The 18,039-nt window shown below is 42.9% G+C and carries 17 protein-coding genes and 2 tRNA genes; 11 read left to right on the top strand and 8 right to left on the bottom strand.

Features of this window, described 5'->3' with window-relative positions; translation table 11 throughout:
- Nucleotides 1-2 precede the first annotated feature (2 nt).
- Nucleotides 3-338, bottom strand: coding sequence for a ribbon-helix-helix protein, CopG family (locus tag AC9UH7_RS06470; protein ID WP_509596371.1), 336 nt, complete (start codon nt 336-338; stop codon nt 3-5).
- The gene (locus AC9UH7_RS06465) at nt 328-582 is read right to left on the bottom strand and encodes a hypothetical protein (RefSeq protein WP_509596369.1); all 255 of its coding nucleotides are present in this window, start codon (nt 580-582) and stop codon (nt 328-330) included. Before AC9UH7_RS06465 ends, AC9UH7_RS06470 begins: the two co-directional genes overlap by 11 nt.
- 191 nt (nt 583-773) lie before the next feature.
- On the opposite strand from AC9UH7_RS06465, the gene AC9UH7_RS06460 reads away from it, so the two are divergent.
- The 3 genes from AC9UH7_RS06460 to asnB are packed head-to-tail and all read left to right on the top strand — an operon-like array spanning nt 774 to nt 4,282.
- On the top strand, nt 774-1,418 hold the full coding sequence (locus tag AC9UH7_RS06460) for a VOC family protein (RefSeq protein ID WP_509596367.1): 645 nt from the start codon (nt 774-776) through the stop codon (nt 1,416-1,418).
- 54 nt (nt 1,419-1,472) lie between these two features.
- Entirely contained in the window at nt 1,473-2,429 is a 957-nt protein-coding gene (locus AC9UH7_RS06455; protein WP_509596365.1) for an NAD-dependent epimerase/dehydratase family protein, read from the top strand.
- Between the two features lie 11 nt (nt 2,430-2,440).
- On the top strand, nt 2,441-4,282 hold the full coding sequence (gene asnB, locus AC9UH7_RS06450; RefSeq protein ID WP_509596363.1) for an asparagine synthase (glutamine-hydrolyzing): 1,842 nt from the start codon (nt 2,441-2,443) through the stop codon (nt 4,280-4,282).
- Here the strand turns inward: asnB and AC9UH7_RS06445 are convergent.
- A complete protein-coding gene (locus AC9UH7_RS06445; RefSeq protein ID WP_509596361.1) occupies nt 4,263-5,426 on the bottom strand; it encodes a glycosyltransferase in 1,164 nt (387 codons plus the stop codon). The genes asnB and AC9UH7_RS06445 overlap by 20 nt on opposite strands.
- An 85-nt stretch (nt 5,427-5,511) precedes the next feature.
- Here AC9UH7_RS06445 and AC9UH7_RS06440 point away from each other — a divergent pair, with 85 nt between their 5' ends.
- On the top strand, nt 5,512-6,753 hold the full coding sequence (locus tag AC9UH7_RS06440) for a nucleotide sugar dehydrogenase (protein ID WP_509596359.1): 1,242 nt from the start codon (nt 5,512-5,514) through the stop codon (nt 6,751-6,753).
- Here the strand turns inward: AC9UH7_RS06440 and AC9UH7_RS06435 are convergent.
- Complete coding sequence (locus tag AC9UH7_RS06435) at nt 6,750-7,715, bottom strand: NAD-dependent epimerase/dehydratase family protein (RefSeq protein ID WP_509596357.1); 966 nt, start codon at nt 7,713-7,715, stop codon at nt 6,750-6,752. The genes AC9UH7_RS06440 and AC9UH7_RS06435 overlap by 4 nt on opposite strands.
- A 211-nt stretch (nt 7,716-7,926) precedes the next feature.
- Here AC9UH7_RS06435 and AC9UH7_RS06430 point away from each other — a divergent pair, with 211 nt between their 5' ends.
- From AC9UH7_RS06430 to AC9UH7_RS06415, 4 genes are read left to right on the top strand one after another with little or no spacing between them, the layout of a single operon-like run.
- On the top strand, nt 7,927-9,183 hold the full coding sequence (locus AC9UH7_RS06430; RefSeq protein WP_509596356.1) for a class I SAM-dependent methyltransferase: 1,257 nt from the start codon (nt 7,927-7,929) through the stop codon (nt 9,181-9,183).
- Between the two features lie 4 nt (nt 9,184-9,187).
- Entirely contained in the window at nt 9,188-9,748 is a 561-nt protein-coding gene (locus tag AC9UH7_RS06425) for a dTDP-4-dehydrorhamnose 3,5-epimerase family protein (protein ID WP_509596354.1), read from the top strand.
- Nucleotides 9,749-9,779: 31 nt separating this feature from the next.
- Complete coding sequence (locus AC9UH7_RS06420) at nt 9,780-10,658, top strand: NAD-dependent epimerase/dehydratase family protein (protein WP_509596352.1); 879 nt, start codon at nt 9,780-9,782, stop codon at nt 10,656-10,658.
- Nucleotides 10,655-11,704, top strand: coding sequence for a glycosyltransferase family protein (locus tag AC9UH7_RS06415; protein ID WP_509596350.1), 1,050 nt, complete (start codon nt 10,655-10,657; stop codon nt 11,702-11,704). The genes AC9UH7_RS06420 and AC9UH7_RS06415 overlap by 4 nt, the downstream gene beginning before the upstream one ends.
- Nucleotides 11,705-11,736: 32 nt before the next feature.
- Here AC9UH7_RS06415 and AC9UH7_RS06410 read toward each other — a convergent pair whose 3' ends face one another.
- Nucleotides 11,737-12,372, bottom strand: coding sequence for a class I SAM-dependent methyltransferase (locus AC9UH7_RS06410; protein ID WP_509596348.1), 636 nt, complete (start codon nt 12,370-12,372; stop codon nt 11,737-11,739).
- A 472-nt stretch (nt 12,373-12,844) separates the two neighbouring features.
- Between AC9UH7_RS06410 and AC9UH7_RS06405 the strand changes: the two genes are divergently transcribed.
- The 3 genes from AC9UH7_RS06405 to AC9UH7_RS06395 all read left to right on the top strand — a co-directional run bounded on the left by AC9UH7_RS06405 (nt 12,845) and on the right by AC9UH7_RS06395 (nt 16,636).
- Nucleotides 12,845-13,957, top strand: coding sequence for a glycosyltransferase (locus tag AC9UH7_RS06405; protein WP_509596346.1), 1,113 nt, complete (start codon nt 12,845-12,847; stop codon nt 13,955-13,957).
- Complete coding sequence (locus AC9UH7_RS06400; protein WP_509596344.1) at nt 13,954-15,804, top strand: ABC transporter ATP-binding protein; 1,851 nt, start codon at nt 13,954-13,956, stop codon at nt 15,802-15,804. The genes AC9UH7_RS06405 and AC9UH7_RS06400 overlap by 4 nt, the downstream gene beginning before the upstream one ends.
- A 106-nt stretch (nt 15,805-15,910) precedes the next feature.
- Nucleotides 15,911-16,636 (top strand): sugar phosphate nucleotidyltransferase, encoded by a 726-nt coding sequence (locus AC9UH7_RS06395; RefSeq protein ID WP_509596342.1) that lies wholly within the window; start codon nt 15,911-15,913, stop codon nt 16,634-16,636.
- A gap of 12 nt (nt 16,637-16,648) precedes the next feature.
- On the opposite strand, the gene rfbG is transcribed toward AC9UH7_RS06395, so the two are convergent.
- From rfbG to AC9UH7_RS06380, 3 genes are all read right to left on the bottom strand, one after another.
- On the bottom strand, nt 16,649-17,716 hold the full coding sequence (gene rfbG / locus AC9UH7_RS06390; protein WP_509596340.1) for a CDP-glucose 4,6-dehydratase: 1,068 nt from the start codon (nt 17,714-17,716) through the stop codon (nt 16,649-16,651).
- A 96-nt stretch (nt 17,717-17,812) separates the two neighbouring features.
- A tRNA-Phe gene (locus AC9UH7_RS06385) sits at nt 17,813-17,886 on the bottom strand.
- Nucleotides 17,887-17,963: 77 nt separating this feature from the next.
- Nucleotides 17,964-18,037: transfer RNA gene (locus tag AC9UH7_RS06380), tRNA-Asp, on the bottom strand.
- Nucleotides 18,038-18,039: the final 2 nt, after the last annotated feature.

Below are 18,039 nucleotides of genomic sequence, written 5' to 3'. Positions count from 1 at the left end.
TTTTAGTCGTAAAGATATTCCTCAAGCGCCTGTCGAATTAATACAGAAGGTGTTACACCAAGCTTTTTGGCCTCACGATCTAACTTGTCCTTCATGCCTTGTGGCACGCGAGCTTTGATTTCTGGTGAAACAATCTTTGCACCAGTTAGCGATGGTCGACCGGCGGCATTTTCGCGAAGAATTTGACGAGCAATCTGCTGAGCACGTGCTTCAGTAATTCTTCGCCCACGCTTATCTAGAACAACTTCTACATCAAGATCTATATCAGGACCAAAGACATACTTTGTTTTTGGCTTTGCTACCTTCTTTTTTACGGCACTCTTTGTTTTAGTACTCATCTCGTCCTCTCCTGATGAAAACCGTAGGCATTACATGGATGACAAAAATTTCATATTGATCATCAATACCAATGACTTCAAGCTCCAGCCCGCGATCATCGATACCAATCCAAGTTAATTTCTTTTCATTTGTGAATAAACCTGGCTTTTGCATCGGTTCATTGTTTTCAATAACGAACCTTGCGCGAGCGTGACCTATTTTGTGTTTTCGTGCATCTCTTGTGAAACGTATTTTTCTAGTCATAGATTATGCGCCACACAATTATTTGTCAATGATCGCATTTCTCCTCCGATAGTTAGCTAATTGGCACAATCCCACTGCCAACTGACACCCCCACCTCCTTATCCCCAACTCCCATTTCCACGCCTGCAAACCCCCGCCGCAGGCGGGGCAGTTGGTAATTAGCACCCCCTTTCATAGGGCAAGATTTCCCCATGCGCTTAGACCATGTCTCATATGTAACTTCCCATGATCAACTAGCCGACACCGTTCAACGCCTGGGCTCACGCCTTGGTAGCACCTTTGTTGATGGCGGAGTCCACCCACGCTTTGGCACACGCAACTTCACTCTTGCTCTACAAAACGGTCAATACATCGAAGTTGTCTGCCCACTAGATCACCCAGCAACAGAGCAAACACCATGGGGTAAAGCTGTGAGCAAAAAAGCACAAGAAGGTGGCGGTTGGCTTACCTGGGTTTTTGCAACTGAAGATATTTCAACAATTGAAGAGAAGTTTGGACGCACAGCAACTGAAGGTCACCGCACACGCCCAGATGGAACTGATCTGAAGTGGAAGCAAATTGGAGTTAATGAAATTACCGACTCTCGCGAACTTCCTTTCTTCATCCAATGGCTAACCGCTGATCACCCCTCACAAGATGGCAAAGCAGTTGCTGCAATTGAGAAGATTACGATTGCTGACACCGATCACCTATCAGATTCATGGTTTAAGACAGAAATCCTTGATGGATTAAACGGGGCAGATATCGAGTTTATTGACCCATCAACAAATGATGGTGAATATGGGATTGTTGCGGTGCATCTGACGACACCAAGTGGTGTTGTGAGACTTGATTAATTAATCTGGCTTCATTCACTTTATTAAATCGATTAAGCCCATAGAATTATACATATGAGCAAGGTTGCAGTCACCGGCGGTGCTGGATTTATAGGTTCAAACTTAACTCGCCGACTAATTTCTGAGGGTCACGAGGTTGTGGTTGTTGATGACCTCTCCACAGGGCTTATTTCCAATGTGGACCAAGCTGAGACCACTTTTCATCAAGTATCAATCACGGACGCCAAGGCACTTCATGTGGCGTTAAAGGATTGCCAAACAATCTTTCACTTAGCAGCTCGTGGCTCTGTGCCACGCTCCATAAAGAACCCAGTTGCTACACATGATGTCAACGCAACTGGCACGCTCAATGTTCTTGAGGTCGCGCGTAATTCAGGGGCGCATGTGATCTTCAGTTCATCATCTTCTGTTTATGGCCGCAATATGCAATTGCCTAAAGATGAATCAATGTGGCTTGGTCCAATGACTCCTTATGCAGCTAGCAAGCTAGCAGCAGAAGGATATGTGCAGGCATATGCAGCAGCCTATAAAGTGCCAACAACTTTGCTCAGATTTTTCAATGTCTTTGGCCCCCGTCAACGCCCTGACCATGAATACGCAGCAGTTTTACCAAAATGGATCTGGCTTGCGATGCAAGGTCAACCAATCGATGTTTATGGTGACGGCACTGCCTCTAGAGATTTCACCTACGTTGACACAGTCTTAGATATTGCCATGACTGCTATGAATGAAAAGGTTGTTACGGAAGGTGCAATGAATCTGGCCTACGGTAATCGAATTTTCCTTAACGAGACAATTGAAATGTTAAAGAAACACTTTCCAGATTTACAAGTCAATTACAAATCAGAGCGTTTAGGTGATGTAAAAGAATCACAAAATGACCCAGAGTTACTAAAGAAACTCTTTCCTAATGTCCAACCTAAAGAGTTTGCAACAGCTTTGTCAGAGACAATTGAGTGGCTCAAAGAGTTTGGTCAGAGCGTCGCCAACGGTCCTGCGACCACTGATTAGCACCTGCTTATATGTGTGGAATAACTGGTGGCGTAGGGGTTAGTGCCCCCAGCAAATTACTTCTTGATGCTCAACTCAAATCAATTGAGCACCGCGGGCCAGATGACATAGGAAGCTACTTAAACCAAGGCATTAGCTTGGGGATGTGCCGCCTGGCAATTGTTGAGATTGCCTCAGGAAAACAACCAGCATCTGATGCTGCTGAGAAGATAAACATTGTCTGGAACGGTGAAATCTATAACTACCGTGAACTGCGCTCAGAACTTGAACAACGAGGTGTCCACTGCCGAGATTCCAGCGAATCCGAAGTTGTAATTAACCTTTATCTGGAGTTTGGTCTTGATTTCATCAACAAACTCAACGGCATGTTTGCAATTGCAATTCATGATGCTCGTGATAATTCACTTCATTTAATTCGGGATCGCATGGGGAAAAAACCTCTATGGATCTCACATCTAAGCGATGGAACTATGTTCTTTGCTTCAGAGGTTCGAGCGTTAATGTTGGCGCGTCCAGATCGCACACTGCGCACCGATATGGTCGCCGAAGTCATGCAGTATGGCTACATCAATTCGCCTAATTCTGCCTTCAATGAAATTTTTCAAGTTCCTCCAGCATCAGTACTGACCTGGTGCGAAGGAAAGACAAGCACAAAAAAGTATTGGGCGCCAGATTTTGATACAAAGGTACAAATCCCATATAAAGAAGCTCTAGAAGTAACAAAGAAACTAATTGAAGAATCAGTTGAACGCCGATTGATCTCTGAGCGCCCCCTTGGATCCTTCTTGAGCGGTGGGTATGACTCGACCATCGTTACCGCCTATATGGCAAAGCTAATGAAAGAGAAAGTACAAACCTATTCAATTGGTTTTCATAGCGCTCAATTTAATGAAGCCCATCATGCAAAACAGGTGGCTAACTACCTTGGCACTAACCACCGTGAAGAGATTCTCAGCCCAGATCCAGCTTTAGTCGTTGAAAAGATCTCTCATGTACTAGACCAACCATTTGCTGATTCTTCAATTGTGCCAACATATTTATTGGCTAAATTTGCGCGTGAAAACTTGATTGTTGCACTTGGCGGGGATGGTGGCGATGAGGTATTTGGCGGCTATGACCGCTACTTAGCAGCGCCTGTCATGCAACGACTCAACCCGTTGTTGGGACTAGCCCGTTCTGGATTGAAGTTTGCTGGACAACAATCCTTTGGCAACTCCCGCAAAATTAATCGCGTTGGCTCGCAACTATCTCCTAAAGATTCCTTAGCAGCTAGATATAGCTCAATTTTATCTCTGACTCAACCTCATGAATTAACAACATTGTTAAATTCAAGTTTTCAAAGTAGAGCGGCGGAGGATTCTCGAAAAGATCAGTTTAATTCTGGGAAATATTCTTCTTTTGATCGGATGATTCGCTCAGATCTAGATGCCTACTTGCCAGGGGACTTACTAGTAAAAGTTGATATTGCAACAATGGCTAACAGCCTCGAACTCAGATCACCGATGTTAGATGTCAACGTTGTTGAGTGGGGCCTGTCTCTTCCTCGTAAATACAAGATAAAGGGATTTGAAACAAAACATATTCTTAAAGATGTTGCTCGCTCTCTTGTGCCTGCCGAGCTTATTGATCGACCAAAGATGGGCTTTGGAATCCCTAGAGCAGAGTGGCTACGAACCGGGATGAAAGAGTTAGTAATTGACACACTTACAGACACAACAGCAACGCAACGTAGTTGGTTTAATCCAAAAGAGGTTTCAAAGGTTATTGATAGTCATATGGCTGGTGAAGATAAGGACAACTTAATCTGGCCCATGTTGATGCTAGAACTGTGGGCTAGGACTTGGCTCGACTAGATAAAAGTTTCTTGTAGAGCTCTTCATGGTCGTGCACTAAGCGCTTTACTCCAAAGTTAGACAGTGTGAACTCTTGAGCTGCAACGCCTAATTTGGTGCGCAAAACCTTGTCATTTACTAGTTTTTCTAGGGCATCGGCAATTTCCTGCACATCCAACCCAGTAACAAGCCCAGTCACGCCATCTAGGACGACTTCGGGAACAGATCCAACGTTAGTTGTCACCACAGGAAGCCCTGCCATACCTGCTTGAATCAAACTTAAGGGAGTACCTTCATTGTCACTAGTTAGGACAACCATGTCAGCAGAGGACAAGACTCTTTCGATATCACTCTGCCAGCCAAGAATCGTGACGGGCAAATTTTCTTGTTTGATTCTTTCTCGGCACATTTCCAAAAGTTCACCATCGCCAGCGATAGAGAAATCCAATTTAACGCCGCGTTTCTTAATTTCATTAACAACATCCAGGAATCTATCAGGGCGTTTGATTTGAGTTACTCGTCCAATAAAAGCGCACTGCAGGCTGTTAGCAGGAACGCTAAGAGTGTTGCGTGATTCTTTGCGATCAGGCAGCACTCCAATTGCTAACCCAGGTGGCATTAATCCAAATTTATCTTTAGTGCCAATCCCTGCGTTCAGAAGGTCTTGTCTGACCTTGTCGCCAACGGCTAGCAGTTGATGAGTAAAGAGCGCTAAAAATTTTTCTGCAATTACAACTAGTGATCGCTTAAAGGACCCAAAATATCCATTCAGTAAATGTCCATGAAAAGTGTGCACTCGTATTGCAGGCTGCAGTGAAACGATGGACGCAATGCGCCCCAAGAAACCCGCTTTAGCAGTGTGGGTATGTATGACATGTGGTTTAAAGGTACGAATTTCTCTGACCAATGCAATAAAGGCCTTAATGTCCCCACCCAAACTAACTCGCCGCCCAAAACCTTGAATACGAACAGATGTAACATCTTTTGCGACTGTGTCTAAGTAATCTGCTTCATCGGCAGCGCAATAACCTGTATACAAGCGATGGTCGAATTCAGTTGCATTAAATCCTCGCATCAACCCAGAGACCTGAACTGCTGGCCCACCCACATTCATGCGGGCAATAATGCGCATAACCCGGATTGGGGTTGCAGGTTTTGGAGTCATTACCCAATCTTCTCTTAATTTCTATGAAAATACTCAAACAGTGGGGATGCTAGGAAAAGACCTTAGGACAGTTAGGATTACGCATATGTCCGCTCACAACTCCCAAGTTCTAGCAATTATTGGTCAAGGCTATGTCGGTTTGCCTCTAGCTATGGCTGCCGCTGATGCCGGCTGGACCGTTATTGGCATCGATAATTTTGAGGCCAAGGTTTCGCAGATAAACGCAGGCTCTAGCCCTGTCGAGGACATCTCAGATCAACAATTACAGGCCGCGATTGCAAAAGGTGTATATAAGGCAACTACTGACTTTAGCGCTGTAGCTGGAGCATCTGTAATAACAATTTGCGTGCCAACGCCGCTAGATGAAAATCGCGAACCAGATCTTGCATTACTACGGAGTGCAGCACAAGGGATTGCGCCCTTCGTTTCAAATGAAACCCTAGTTGTGAGCGAATCAACTTCATATCCAGGGACGCTTCGAGATGTAATTATTCCCATCGTAAATGAGTTAAAGCCACAGGAATCACAAAATCTATATTTTGCTAGCGCGCCTGAACGAGTCAACCCAGGCGACCCTGTTTGGAACCAGAAAAACACACCACGTCTAGTTGGCGCTATTGATGCAGCTTCAAAAACAAAGGCTTTGGAATTTTATGAATCAATCTGTGATGCAGCAGTATCTGTTTCAACACCTGAAATTGCAGAAGCAGCAAAATTATTGGAGAACACATTTAGGCTTGTAAATATCGCTTTAATTAATGAGTTCACACAACTATGTTCTACGAACAACATAAATGTCCACGAAGTAATTGACGCGGCTTCTTCTAAACCTTACGGGTTCATGCCATTCAGACCCGGTGTTGGAGTTGGCGGACACTGCATTCCTGTCGATCCTCTATACCTAACATGGTGGGCCAGACAGAGTGGCGTTCAAGCAAACTTTGTCGAGTCAGCAGATTTAATTAACCGCCAGATGCCAAAATTTGTAGCTGAACGAGCACTGAACATGGTGGAGAAAAAAACTGATTCACCAAGAGTTCTTATCCTAGGAGTTGCTTACAAGCCTGGCGTAGCAGATGTTCGTGAGACTCCTGCGACAGAGTTGCGAAATTATCTTATAAGCAGAGGCGCTACAGTTGCTTGGCACGACCCATTGGTTTCAACATGGGAGGAATCAACATCGACTAGCCTGGATTGGGACTGCGATGTGGCAATTTTGGCAACAATGCAGCCAGGGATGAATTTAACTCAACTGACTGATCGAGGAGTAAAGATTTTGGATTGCACCAATACCTTAGGAAATCTAGAAGGAGTTACTACTCTTTAATTTTGTGCGTTCATTTCCCGTGCAATATCGCTGATCATGGTGGAAAGATCCCGCTGCGGTTTCCATCCGACTAATTGATTGATTAAGTCAATATTTGGAACACGACGTTCCATATCTTCAAAACCATCCCCATACGCTTCTTCATATGGGATGTGCACAACTGAACTACTTGAACCTGTTTCAGCAATTACCTTTTTTGCAAGATCGTTAATTGATATTTCAAAATCATTACCAATATTGACAACTTTTCCGATCGTATTCGGAGAAAAAGCAATCTTGATAACTGCTTCAACAGCGTCATAAACATGGCCGAAGCAACGAGTCTGTTCGCCAGTTCCATAAATTGTAATCGGCTCATTATTTAGTGCCCCCCTTACAAATCTAGGAACAACCATTCCATAAGCACCTAGCTGGCGAGGACCAACCGTATTAAAGAAGCGAACAATCCTAGTTTCTAACTTTTTCTCAACAAAGTAGGCATAAGCAAGTGACTCATCGATGGCCTTTGCTTCGCTGTAAGACCATCGCAGGGTAACTGGACTACCAAGAATTCTGTCGTCACTTTCTCTCAATGAATCGGAGATATTCTTTCCGTAAACTTCACTACTACTAGTAACAAAAACTGGGATGTTTCTCTGCGCTGCAGCTTCTAGAACATTTTCAGTTCCTCGAATGTTTGTGAGCAAACTAGTCAAGGGATTATTTACAATATTAAAAACACCAACAGCAGCAGCAAGATGGAAGATGTAGTCACTTTGATCTATCAATTCGTTCAATAGTTCAACATCGAGAATCGAACCTTCTATAAAGTTAAAATGCTGTGAAGACGATAGTGCGGAGAGATTAGAAGAAACACCAGTCGAGAGGTTATCTAACGCTGTAACTACATGACCCTCTTCAACCAATCTTTCGCATAAATGCGAGCCTATAAACCCTGCCCCGCCGGTTACTAAAATTCTCATTCGCTTAGTCTAGAACATCGCGCACAAGTTGGGGTTTACCACAAATACACAGACCAACCTACTTGCTGAAACCATTCTGGAAATGTGCCTAAGGCTGATTTGTGACCCAAAACCCGCGCGTTTATGTTGATCTATGCCGAGAATGCATGAGAATTTCACTATTCTTTGACATTAAGTTCAAAAAATAACTACCTGAGAGAAATGGTCTAAATTGGAAACCGGAAATTCCTACATAGTCGGACGCGGCAAGAATTTTTGCCGGGGATGTAATGGTTTAGATCTCTTTTCAGCTTTAGACCTTGGCGAACTTCCAATTGCAAACGAACTTTGGCCCAACGAGAATCAACAAATCGAACTTTTTCCATTACATTTAAGAATTTGCCGTTCATGTGGATTAGGCCAAGTTGAAGATGTCGTTATGCCAAGCCGTCTATTTAGAGATTACCGCTATCTTTCCTCGACAAGCACAAGTTTCTTGGAGCATGCACGCAATTTCGCAGAGGTAGTTTCAAATGAAATGAGTTTTGGTCAAGGCGATTGGGTACTAGAAATTGCAAGCAATGATGGCTACCTGCTTCAGCATTTCATGAAGTTAGGTGTAGACGTGTTGGGAGTAGAACCTGCCGAAAATGTGGCTCAGATCGCAACACTAGCTGGCGTCCCCACCCTTAGCGAATTTTTTAGTCTTGAACTTGCACAAAATCTTAGGGCATCACGAGGCACTCCAAAATTGATTGTTGCAAACAACGTAATGGCGCACGTTCCAGATATCCAGAATTTTGTTGCTGGTATTGCAGCATTAGTTGGACCGGAAACACGAGTTAGCATAGAAAATCCCTCGCTAATCAATTTCATAAAGCAGGATCAATTTGACACAATTTATCACGAGCACTATTCGTATTTGACCGCCAATTCAGTCGATAAAATTACCAAAGAGGCTGGCTTGCAGCTTTTCAAAGTCGAGGAAATTGTTACCCACGGGGGGTCAAATCGTTATTGGCTCAGGCAAGGGTCTCAGTCGTCATCAAATGTGCAGAATGTGGCGACAAAGATACTTAAAGAGGTTGAGGATGGATTATTTGACGAATCAGCTTGGAAACAATTTGATATAAGAATTCAAGCTCTAATTTTAAACTTTTATAACTGGGTTAAGAGTTCATATGAGGTAGGAAACTTAATTTGTGGGTATGGAGCACCAGCAAAAGCTAGCACTTTAATAAATGCTTCTGGAATAGAGAAAGATTGGATTAAGGTTATTGCGGACGCAAGCGCTGAGAAACAAGGCCGATTTATGCCGTCGCTTGGGATACCCATTGTTAGCCCTAAAACACTTTTTGATTTAAAGCCAAGCGATGTAATTATCTTTCCTTGGAATATCACGAAAGAATTATCCGAAATAATCGAAAACCAAGCACTTGCTCCGACCAGAGTTTGGACAGCAGTACCAAATTTAGAACAAGTGAATTAATCAAATGTCTCGTGTCGAATTCTCGGAAATTCCTGGTGCCAGGATCCTTCAGACAGGTAAAAGTAGTGATGAGCGCGGTTTTTTTGAAAAGATTTTTGATAAAAAATTATTTGCCTCTCTTAATTTGAATACTGATTTAGATTCAATAGCAATTTCTTCCAATACGCATGTGGGCACTCTAAGAGGCTTACATTTCCAATCGCCTCCATTTGCTGAAGATAAAATAGTTTCTTGTATAGCTGGGTCAATTTTTGATGTGGTGGCAGATCTTAGATATGGTTCCCCAACTTTCCGCAAATGGGCTTCTTTGAAGTTGGAAAGGGACGATGAACAGGCTATCTATCTCCCTGCCGGAGTTGCGCATGGTTTTCAGACCTTAGAGGACAATTCAAGTGTTTTATACGGAATTACTGCATCCTACAATCCTGCAAACGCACATTCGATTCGGTATTCTGATCCAGAACTCAATATAGCTTGGCCTTTATCTGTCGGAATCGTTTCAGCAAAAGATGCCGAAGGATTGTTCTTAAATGATGCTGTAAACATCTCCAAGGATCAAAAATAATGTTATCCAAAGTCGTTGCTATTAAGCTCTTATGAAAGTTCTAGTTGTTGGTGGTAACGGATTTCTTGGCAAAGAGATATTCAGAGAACTTATCAATGATGGGCATGATGTCATTGGCATGGGTAGGTCGGCTAACCCCATTAGAGATAAGAACTGGGTTTCTGCAGATATTGGTAGGCCTGATACGTACAGAAGCTTTCTTAGTGATTGGCAACCTGAAGTTGTTGTCCAGAGTGCATGGGTTACCGCCCAGAAGACTTATAGGCAAAGCGAAGAAAATTTGCATTACGCTTCTGGGACTTTGCAATTTGCAAAAGATTGTTTACAAACGGGAACAAGTCATTTTATTGGCCTAGGCACATCGGCCGAGTATGGAAATCAATTGGATTTATGCAATGCTGCGAAGACGCCCCCATCTCCTGTAGATCTTTATGGCCAGAAGAAGCTTGAAACTCTTTTAGGACTCCAGGGTCTGACAACGGCGGTAGGTGCACGACTCACTTGGGCCAGAGTTTTTCAGCCTTATGGCCCAGGACAAGATTCCGAAAGATTGATTCCCTGGGCTGCGGAGCGTTTGGTGAGGGGATACGAAATTGAACTACAAAATCCTTTCATGAGACTTGACTGGATTTCTAGCCGCGACATCGGTAGGGCGATTTCCTGGAGCATCACACACAACACGCCTGAAGTCATCGACATAGGGACGGGTATTGGTACAAACGTTCATGACGTGTTAATTGAAGTAGGAAATATCCTAGGGGTGAAGACACAGATTACACATCCGATCAGCGCCTCTGAGAATAAAAATATCCAAAACTTGATAGTCAGCGGTGACTCACCATTGTTCCAAAGTGGCTGGTCGTCTGCTGATTCTTTGCCGGCTGGATTGAAATGGGCATTAAGCCGATGAAGAAACTTCGGATTGGCTACGTCCCCAACAGTAGAAATCTTGATGCACCAGGTGACAGGCGACGAATTATTTTTTGGGCGAAAGCTAGAGGACATGAAATAGTTACTAATTTAGATGATAAATTTGATGTTCTGGTCCTATCGGAGAGATCTGATTTAGGATTTTATGTGAATCGAAAAATTAACGCCCCCGTCATTTTTGATTTAGTAGACGGTTATCTGGCAAGGGAAAGCCTTAGCAAAGATTGGTTCAGAGGAACCTCAAAAGTGGTGACTCGACAATTATCAGGAATACCTAAACCATTCACGCAGTTTGTAGAAAACATGTGCATCACCGCATCAGCTGTTGTATGCAGCTCTCCTGAGCAAAGTGAATTGATAGCTAGGCATTCAAAGAATGTTCATGTGATTTTAGATTCGCATGATGAAGTTCCTTGGTTAGAGTTTCGAGGAGAAGCAAATGAGTCTAAATCCAAAAGACACCTGCTCTGGGAGGGTTTGCCTGTAACACTCGGAGGGGTAAAAACAATTAGCCCAACCCTAATTCAAGAAAACAGAAAGTATGGCACCCGAATCAAATTTGTCACAGATCAGAAGTACCACAGATTACTTGGCCAGTATTTCCCTGCCAGTACAGCAACGCTACTTTCTAATTTGCTTGGACCTATGAGTGACGATACAGATTTAATCCCTTGGAATGTCGAGAACCTAGTCTCATCAGCAAAAGATTCACGTGCTGCGATAATTCCTGTACTGCTCTCCAACAAACTTCAGTACTTCAAGCCAGAAAATAGATTGTTAATCATGTGGAAACTGGCACTTCCAACAATTACTTCGGCAACACCAGCTTACACAAGGGTTTCGAAGATCTCAGGATCAGACATTGTTTGTAAGAACAATTCAGATTGGGAAGAAAAGTTAAATCTTTTGCACAATCAAGAGTTTGGTGAAGATTTAGTCCGACGTGGACAAGAGTATCTTAAAGCAAATCACACAAAAGAAATATTGCTGCTGAAGTGGGATAACGCTGTTGAATCTGTGCTCTAACAGAGAGGCTTCATTCCTTCAATTATCAAGAACTATTTTGAATCTCTTACCAATACATATGTACTCGTAGAACTTCGGTAACCGGTCTCAAAAAAGAAAAATGGTGTGAAGAGAATTTGAAGGATGCGGCGACGAATTTGAACAAGTCTGACTTCACCGACTCTATTGCCGAAGTGTGAAAGACTGAAAGCAGCCCATGCTGCATTGTCGCGATTACGTATTCTCGTGGCTCGCATGCCATTTCTTTGCGCGACGCATTCAATACCCTTTTTGCTGGGCAGAAAGACGTGACGAGGAGCATCTAAGTGAGGCCACTTACTTCGCATAATTCTAAACAGCCAACTTTGAGCATTAGGCACTTCTATGACTAATTTTGTTGTTGTAGGAAAAATTCTTGAAACCTGAGCCAAGAAGTCATTTGGATCTGGAATGTGCTCGAAAACATGCCAAAGAGTTATGACATCTGGAGCGGGGAAACCATTTTTTTCGTAGGAAAATAAATCTTCAACAACTCGACCAGACATAAATGCCTCAATGTTTTCCCTGCAACTCTTGTCTTGCTCAATTGCAAAGGTAAGATGGCCAATTTCACTGGCGGCAGCAACAAATGTCCCTGAACCCGCACCAACATCCAAAATCGTAGCGGAATCACCAACACAGCGATTCACTACCGTTAAACGATTCTTACAGGCTTTGACAGCTCGTCTCCAATTTGAACCCTTGGGAATTGAATGATAGTCAAGATAATAATTTCCTAAATTAACGGGTACTGGAACAATTACCGTCGAGAAGCAACTTGTACATTGAAAAATCTCAAAACTCTCTTTTGGGCCAACCCCACCATTTGTTGTGGTTAGCCATTTTTTGGCCGGCGCTTCACAAAGCAAGCAAAGTATTTGCCCATATATTTGCTCTTGCATTCTGAAGACTCCTAAGGATTAATAGTTTCCGCGGATGTTACAGTAAAACCCTAGTTTAATTTGGATTCCTCAATGACATCTGCAGGGGTTGTCGACCAATTTAGATGCCGAGTAGTAGATTTAAGGCCGTGCCACTGTTTTGGGGCGCGATAAAATCATTTTCCATCTCATGACTTAGTAACGAAGACAGAGGATCAGGTTGAAAAGCGAAAACCCACTCTTGAGCATTCTTCTCCCAACGGTCAATCCCAACGAGCGAGTTGTCTCGATTATTTCTGAATTGTTAGAAAGCAAAAAGGCTGGCTTCGAATTAGTTGTTTCTTTAAATGCTCCCAACCAATTATTGAAACTTGAGAGCAGATACGTGAGTGACACGAGACTTGTTCTATCAATTGAGCCAGAACGTTTGAACGTTGCAGATAATTGGACAAGAGCAGTAGAGAAATCTTCAGGCAAATATCTATGGCTGATCGGTGATGATGATTACATCCTTCAAGAACATCTGTTACAAGTTCTCGAGTTACTCGAAAGAGAAAGTCCAGATTGTTTATCATTTAATGGATGGTCGTACATCTTCCCAAGTCAAATGACAAAGAATTTGGCACTGAGTAGACCCCGCCACTTCAATTATAAGAAGTCGATTTTGGGAGTTTTATCAGACAAAAAATATGAAAAAGTGATTTCAAATATGTATCGCTTTGTCCCACTGATTCCCTTAAATATGCAGTTAACAATCTTCACTCGTGATACATTTGAAAAGGTAGGCGGAAAATTCAAAATGCCTTTTCCGGATCACATTGCTTTAATGGAATTTTTGGTTGTTGCAAAAAAATGGAAAGTCGTTGACGAACGTTGGTGCATAGTTGGTATGGCGCCAAGTTCATTTGGAAATAGTGCCTACCAGAACTCTGATTCCGCCGGTGAGGTTTATTTGGGTTTGGCTCAATCTGAGATTCCCCAAATGCCAGGGAATATCCTTAATTCTGTCATGCTTAGTTGGCTAGAAACGCTTTCCAGGACCAATCCGAGATTTCACAAATATCGACCATCGAGAGGGAACTACATTTTGAGGCAAATAGGTGTCTCATATCGGCGCTGGAGAAGTAAAGACATAGATTTCTTAGGACTGTTGCACAACATTAAGTGCATTTCAATCAAAGACCTTCTAACAGCGACAAGCTCCATTTTTTCACTGAAGAACATAGTCTTAATATTTAAGATTTTAAGGCGAAAACCAGGTCCTGAGAAAATCATCGGAGCAAAATTTGAAACTGTTAAACAAATAGATATCAAGGCTTTTGCTGACGATATTCGATTGCCCGTGTACTCATGATTATTCGAAAAAGAAGTTCAAGTGGAACATTTTTTGCCTCCACCAAGGCGGCTCTGAAACTCCTGTCATCTCGGGATAGAAAGCGCTTCTGGATTCTCGTAATTGCTCAAATGTCGACGGGGCTTCTCGACTTAATCGGTGCGGGGTTGATAACTCTAGTAGTTTTACTTTTAGTTGGAGCTTTTGAACCTAATTCGAATTCGGATGCATTACTTAGTAATTTAAATGAGCTTCAATTTTTTACCGATTATTCTTTGATTAAACTAGCCGTGGTAAGCGGTATTGGCGCAGCTGTCTTCTTCTTAATCAAAAGCGTTACTTGCCTTTGGTTGATAAGAAAGAATTTGGTCTTTCTCGGGAATCAGCATTCAAAGATAGTTTCAAGGCTTTCCGAGCGCCTCTTGAAGAAAAATTTGCTTTTCATAGAATCTAAGTCAAGCCAAGAAACTTCAAATGCAATTCTTCATGGGACTAGTTACCTCACAATTGAATTATTGGGGCCATTAGCAATTGGTTTGAGTGAAGCAACTCTCTTGATTTTGTTTGCAGCCTTAATGCTTTGGATCAACCCTATTCTGATGTTGTGCACAGTTGTATTCTTTGGTTCAGCTGGAGTGCTTTTGCATCAAATTTTAGGGAGGTGGGCAGGAGAGGTAGGTGCGGTAGTTGCTCAAACTTCTTCCGATGGTCAGCGTGAGCTACAGGAAACTATCGGAAACTTTAGATCAATAACAGTTTTTGGAAGACAAGAATTCTTTGTCAAGGGCATTCGGATGCAGGCTCAGAAGGGAGCGCTAGCGCATTCAACGAAGAGATTCATTGAGCAAATTCCGAAGTTCTCTCTCGAAGTAACCTTGGTTCTTGGTGTTTTAGCTTTAGGGATCTCTCAGGTAAGTTCGAGTGATCTTGTATCTGCTTCTACAACTTTGGCTTTATTCCTAACTATCGCAGTTAGATCTACGCCCTCAATGCTACGTTTGCAGGGTGTTTTTATCGCAATAAGAAATGCCAGCGGACAGGCAAAGCAGACACTTGATTTTATTGAACGTTTAGACCTAGAACCAGACCGAGCTCCGGTTAATGACTTAGTTTGTGAGGATAGCGCAAATGCTTTCTCACCTGAATTAAAAGTTTCAAATCTCTCATTTACCTATCCAAACAATACGTATCCAAGCGTCTCAAATGTTTCCTTCACTCTCGATGCAAATTGCTCGCTTGCTATCGTAGGAAAATCTGGAGCAGGGAAAAGTACCCTAGTCGATCTATTGCTTGGATTATTGGTTCCACAAGATGGGACTGTCTTATTGAATGGGGTTACCCCGCAGATAGCACTGGAGTTATGGAGAGATAAGATTGCCTACGTCCCGCAAGAAACAAAAATTCTGTCTAAAACCATTCTGGAAAATATTGTAATTGGGATACCTGAAAACAAAATAGATTTTGATGCGGTGTGGCTTGCATTAGAACAAGTGCAGCTGGATGAATTTGTCAAGAAACTTCCATCTGGCTTGTACACCCAAATCGGCGAAAGTGGTTTCAAGTTGAGCGGCGGGCAACGTCAAAGACTCGGATTAGCTCGGGCTTTTTATCTTAACCCTCAGATGTTGATACTTGATGAGGCCACCAGCGCGCTCGATCCCGAAACGGAAAATCATATTTCACTTGCTCTCTCCACTTTTTCAAAAAAAGCAACTGTTGTGTCCATAGCTCACAGGCTGGCGACCGTAAAAGCAGCTGATTATGTCCTTTACCTCGAAAATGGAAAATGTCAGGCTTATGGAACTTTTCAGGAGGTTAGAGACGGATCTCCAGATTTTGCGACTCATGCGAAACTTCTAGGACTATAAATGTTTCTGATTATTTTAAAGGGGTTTTCTCTCTGAGACTTTATTTTTGGGATAGCATTTTCTCAATAGTAAGTATCTGTGCGTAGTTGATCACATTGGAGTTTAAATGAAGGTTGTAATTCTTGCAGGTGGATTAGGAACCCGCTTGGCAGAAGAAACAGAGACGAAACCAAAACCCATGGTACTAATCGACGATAAACCAATTCTTTGGCATATCATGAATATATTCGCAAGCCAGGGAAAGTACGAATTTGTAGTTGCATTAGGTTATAAAGGTGATGTTATACAAAAGTGGCTTAATGAAATCTCGTCGAAGAGCACAACAGAAGACATTTCATTTAATGCAAGTGGGATTGAAACAGGCCATGACACACAAACTGGTGGCCGAATAGCCAAATGCATGAAGGAGTTTCCTGGAGAGCGGATAATTGTCACTTACGGTGATGGACTTGCAAACGTTCCTATCAAAAAATTGTTAGCTTTTCATGAATCACATGGAAAACTTGCAACCGTAACAGCCGTTCACCCACCAGCTAGATTTGGGTATCTTCATTTGGATGGCAACAGGGTGGACCATTTCGGTGAAAAGAAACAATCCGATGTTGGTTGGATCAATGGAGGCTTTTTCGTGCTAGAACCAGAAGTAGTCAATTTTGTATTGAATGACAGCGAAGCATTTGAGACCGGTGCACTCCCAAGGCTCGTCGACGAAAATCAACTTATGGCTTTTCACCATACTGACTTTTGGCAGCCCATGGATACTCTTCGAGAGAGAAATGAACTGGCTGAGCTGGCTAAAGAGACACCACCGCCGTGGTTGAAAATAGATTGATGATTAAGTAATTTATTTTTGAGACAAGATTTGGCTTAGATCATCTAGACATGCGTCTACGGGTTTAACTCGTTGAGTTAGAACCTTATTCCACCACTGGACCGTAGAAATTACAGCTTCTTCTTGACTCCAAAATGGTTTCCATCCAAGTGATTGTTTTGCATAATCTGGATTCAAGTCTAGGGATACTGCTTCAGCCGCATTATTCTGTACCGAACTACCAAGTTCAATATTTGTGCTAAGTCCCCAAGTTTTAACCGCTACTTCTACAACTTCCGAGACTGCGATGCTCTTTGTATCAGGTCCAAAGTTAATTGAAGTAATCTTCTCACCATTGAGAACGGCTTCGAGAGTTGATATGTAGCCGGTCAGTGGATCCAGAACATGTTGCCAAGGTCGTGTACTTGCAGGATTGCGCACGGCCATCTTTTGTCCACTACTAAAACTACGAATTAGGTCTGGGAGCAAACGGTTGTCACCCCAATCACCACCACCAATAACATTTCCGGCGCGGACTGCAACAACTTTAGGTCCGCCAGATGTGCGTTGAATCTGTTGCCAAGCAGCAACCACTGCCTCGGTTCCAACCTTGCTGGCACTATAGGGATCTTTCCCTTCTAGCGGATCTGATTCGATAAATGCTCGGCCCGAATTATCATTTCTATAAACTTTGTCTGTAGTCACTACAACAACTGCATGAACTGAATCAGTATTAAATGCAGAATCAAGTACATTGACTGTTCCCATTACATTGACATCAAAAGTATCTTTTGGCAGTCGGTAGGATTCGAGCACTAATGGTTGTGCAGCCATATGAATGATTGTGGATGGTTTAACAGAGTTAATGTAAGAATTAAGACGTTTATAATCACGAATGTCCGCAAATACTTCACTTATTGCTCCGGTGCGACTAGCTCGATCAAAGAGTGAGTCTTTTTCCGGTGAAAGCGAAAATCCAACAACCTCTATTCCCAACTTTTCAAGCAACAGAGTCAACCAAGTACCTTTGAAACCACTATGGCCAGTAACTAGAACTGGACCAGAAAGCGCACGTAAGGCCGGCAGTTGGTTCAAACTCATGACTCTATGCTACAACTAAATAGTTTTAAGGTAGATGGCACAAATTTGTATTTAATCTCCGAAAATTCATAACTTTTCAGATCTAATGTTTCAATGTGGCTTGGGCCGGGATCGAACCGGCGACCTAACGATTTTCAGTCGTTCGCTCGTACCAACTGAGCTACCAAGCCAACAAAGATCTTGCTAGCAGTTGCCCGCTAGTACGCATGGCACACAAATAAATTTGCATACAACACCAAAACCTTTGCGACCCGGACGGGACTTGAACCCGCGACCTCCGCCGTGACAGGGCGGCGCGCTAACCAACTGCGCTACCGGGCCTT

Origin of the sequence: Candidatus Planktophila sp. (assembly GCF_044348745.1) — a bacterium.
Lineage (GTDB): Bacteria > Actinomycetota > Actinomycetes > Nanopelagicales > Nanopelagicaceae > Planktophila.
Note: the sequence above shows the minus strand (reverse complement) of the source record. Positions and strands in the feature narration are given on the sequence as shown.

Excerpts from the sequence above, each read along its gene's own strand:
- AC9UH7_RS06470 (WP_509596371.1), bottom strand. The coding sequence starts at position 338 with ATGAGTACTAAAACAAAGAGTGCCGTAAAAAAGAAGGTAGCAAAGCCA.
- AC9UH7_RS06440 (WP_509596359.1), top strand. The coding sequence starts at position 5,512 with ATGTCCGCTCACAACTCCCAAGTTCTAGCAATTATTGGTCAAGGCTAT.
- AC9UH7_RS06420 (WP_509596352.1), top strand. The coding sequence starts at position 9,780 with ATGAAAGTTCTAGTTGTTGGTGGTAACGGATTTCTTGGCAAAGAGATA.
- AC9UH7_RS06395 (WP_509596342.1), top strand. The coding sequence starts at position 15,911 with ATGAAGGTTGTAATTCTTGCAGGTGGATTAGGAACCCGCTTGGCAGAA.
- AC9UH7_RS06415 (WP_509596350.1), top strand. The coding sequence starts at position 10,655 with ATGAAGAAACTTCGGATTGGCTACGTCCCCAACAGTAGAAATCTTGAT.
- AC9UH7_RS06435 (WP_509596357.1), bottom strand. The coding sequence starts at position 7,715 with ATGAGAATTTTAGTAACCGGCGGGGCAGGGTTTATAGGCTCGCATTTA.
- AC9UH7_RS06400 (WP_509596344.1), top strand. The coding sequence starts at position 13,954 with ATGATTATTCGAAAAAGAAGTTCAAGTGGAACATTTTTTGCCTCCACC.
- AC9UH7_RS06465 (WP_509596369.1), bottom strand. The coding sequence starts at position 582 with ATGACTAGAAAAATACGTTTCACAAGAGATGCACGAAAACACAAAATA.
- AC9UH7_RS06425 (WP_509596354.1), top strand. The coding sequence starts at position 9,188 with ATGTCTCGTGTCGAATTCTCGGAAATTCCTGGTGCCAGGATCCTTCAG.
- rfbG (WP_509596340.1), bottom strand. The coding sequence starts at position 17,716 with ATGAGTTTGAACCAACTGCCGGCCTTACGTGCGCTTTCTGGTCCAGTT.
- AC9UH7_RS06445 (WP_509596361.1), bottom strand. The coding sequence starts at position 5,426 with ATGACTCCAAAACCTGCAACCCCAATCCGGGTTATGCGCATTATTGCC.
- AC9UH7_RS06455 (WP_509596365.1), top strand. The coding sequence starts at position 1,473 with ATGAGCAAGGTTGCAGTCACCGGCGGTGCTGGATTTATAGGTTCAAAC.
- AC9UH7_RS06460 (WP_509596367.1), top strand. The coding sequence starts at position 774 with ATGCGCTTAGACCATGTCTCATATGTAACTTCCCATGATCAACTAGCC.
- asnB (WP_509596363.1), top strand. The coding sequence starts at position 2,441 with ATGTGTGGAATAACTGGTGGCGTAGGGGTTAGTGCCCCCAGCAAATTA.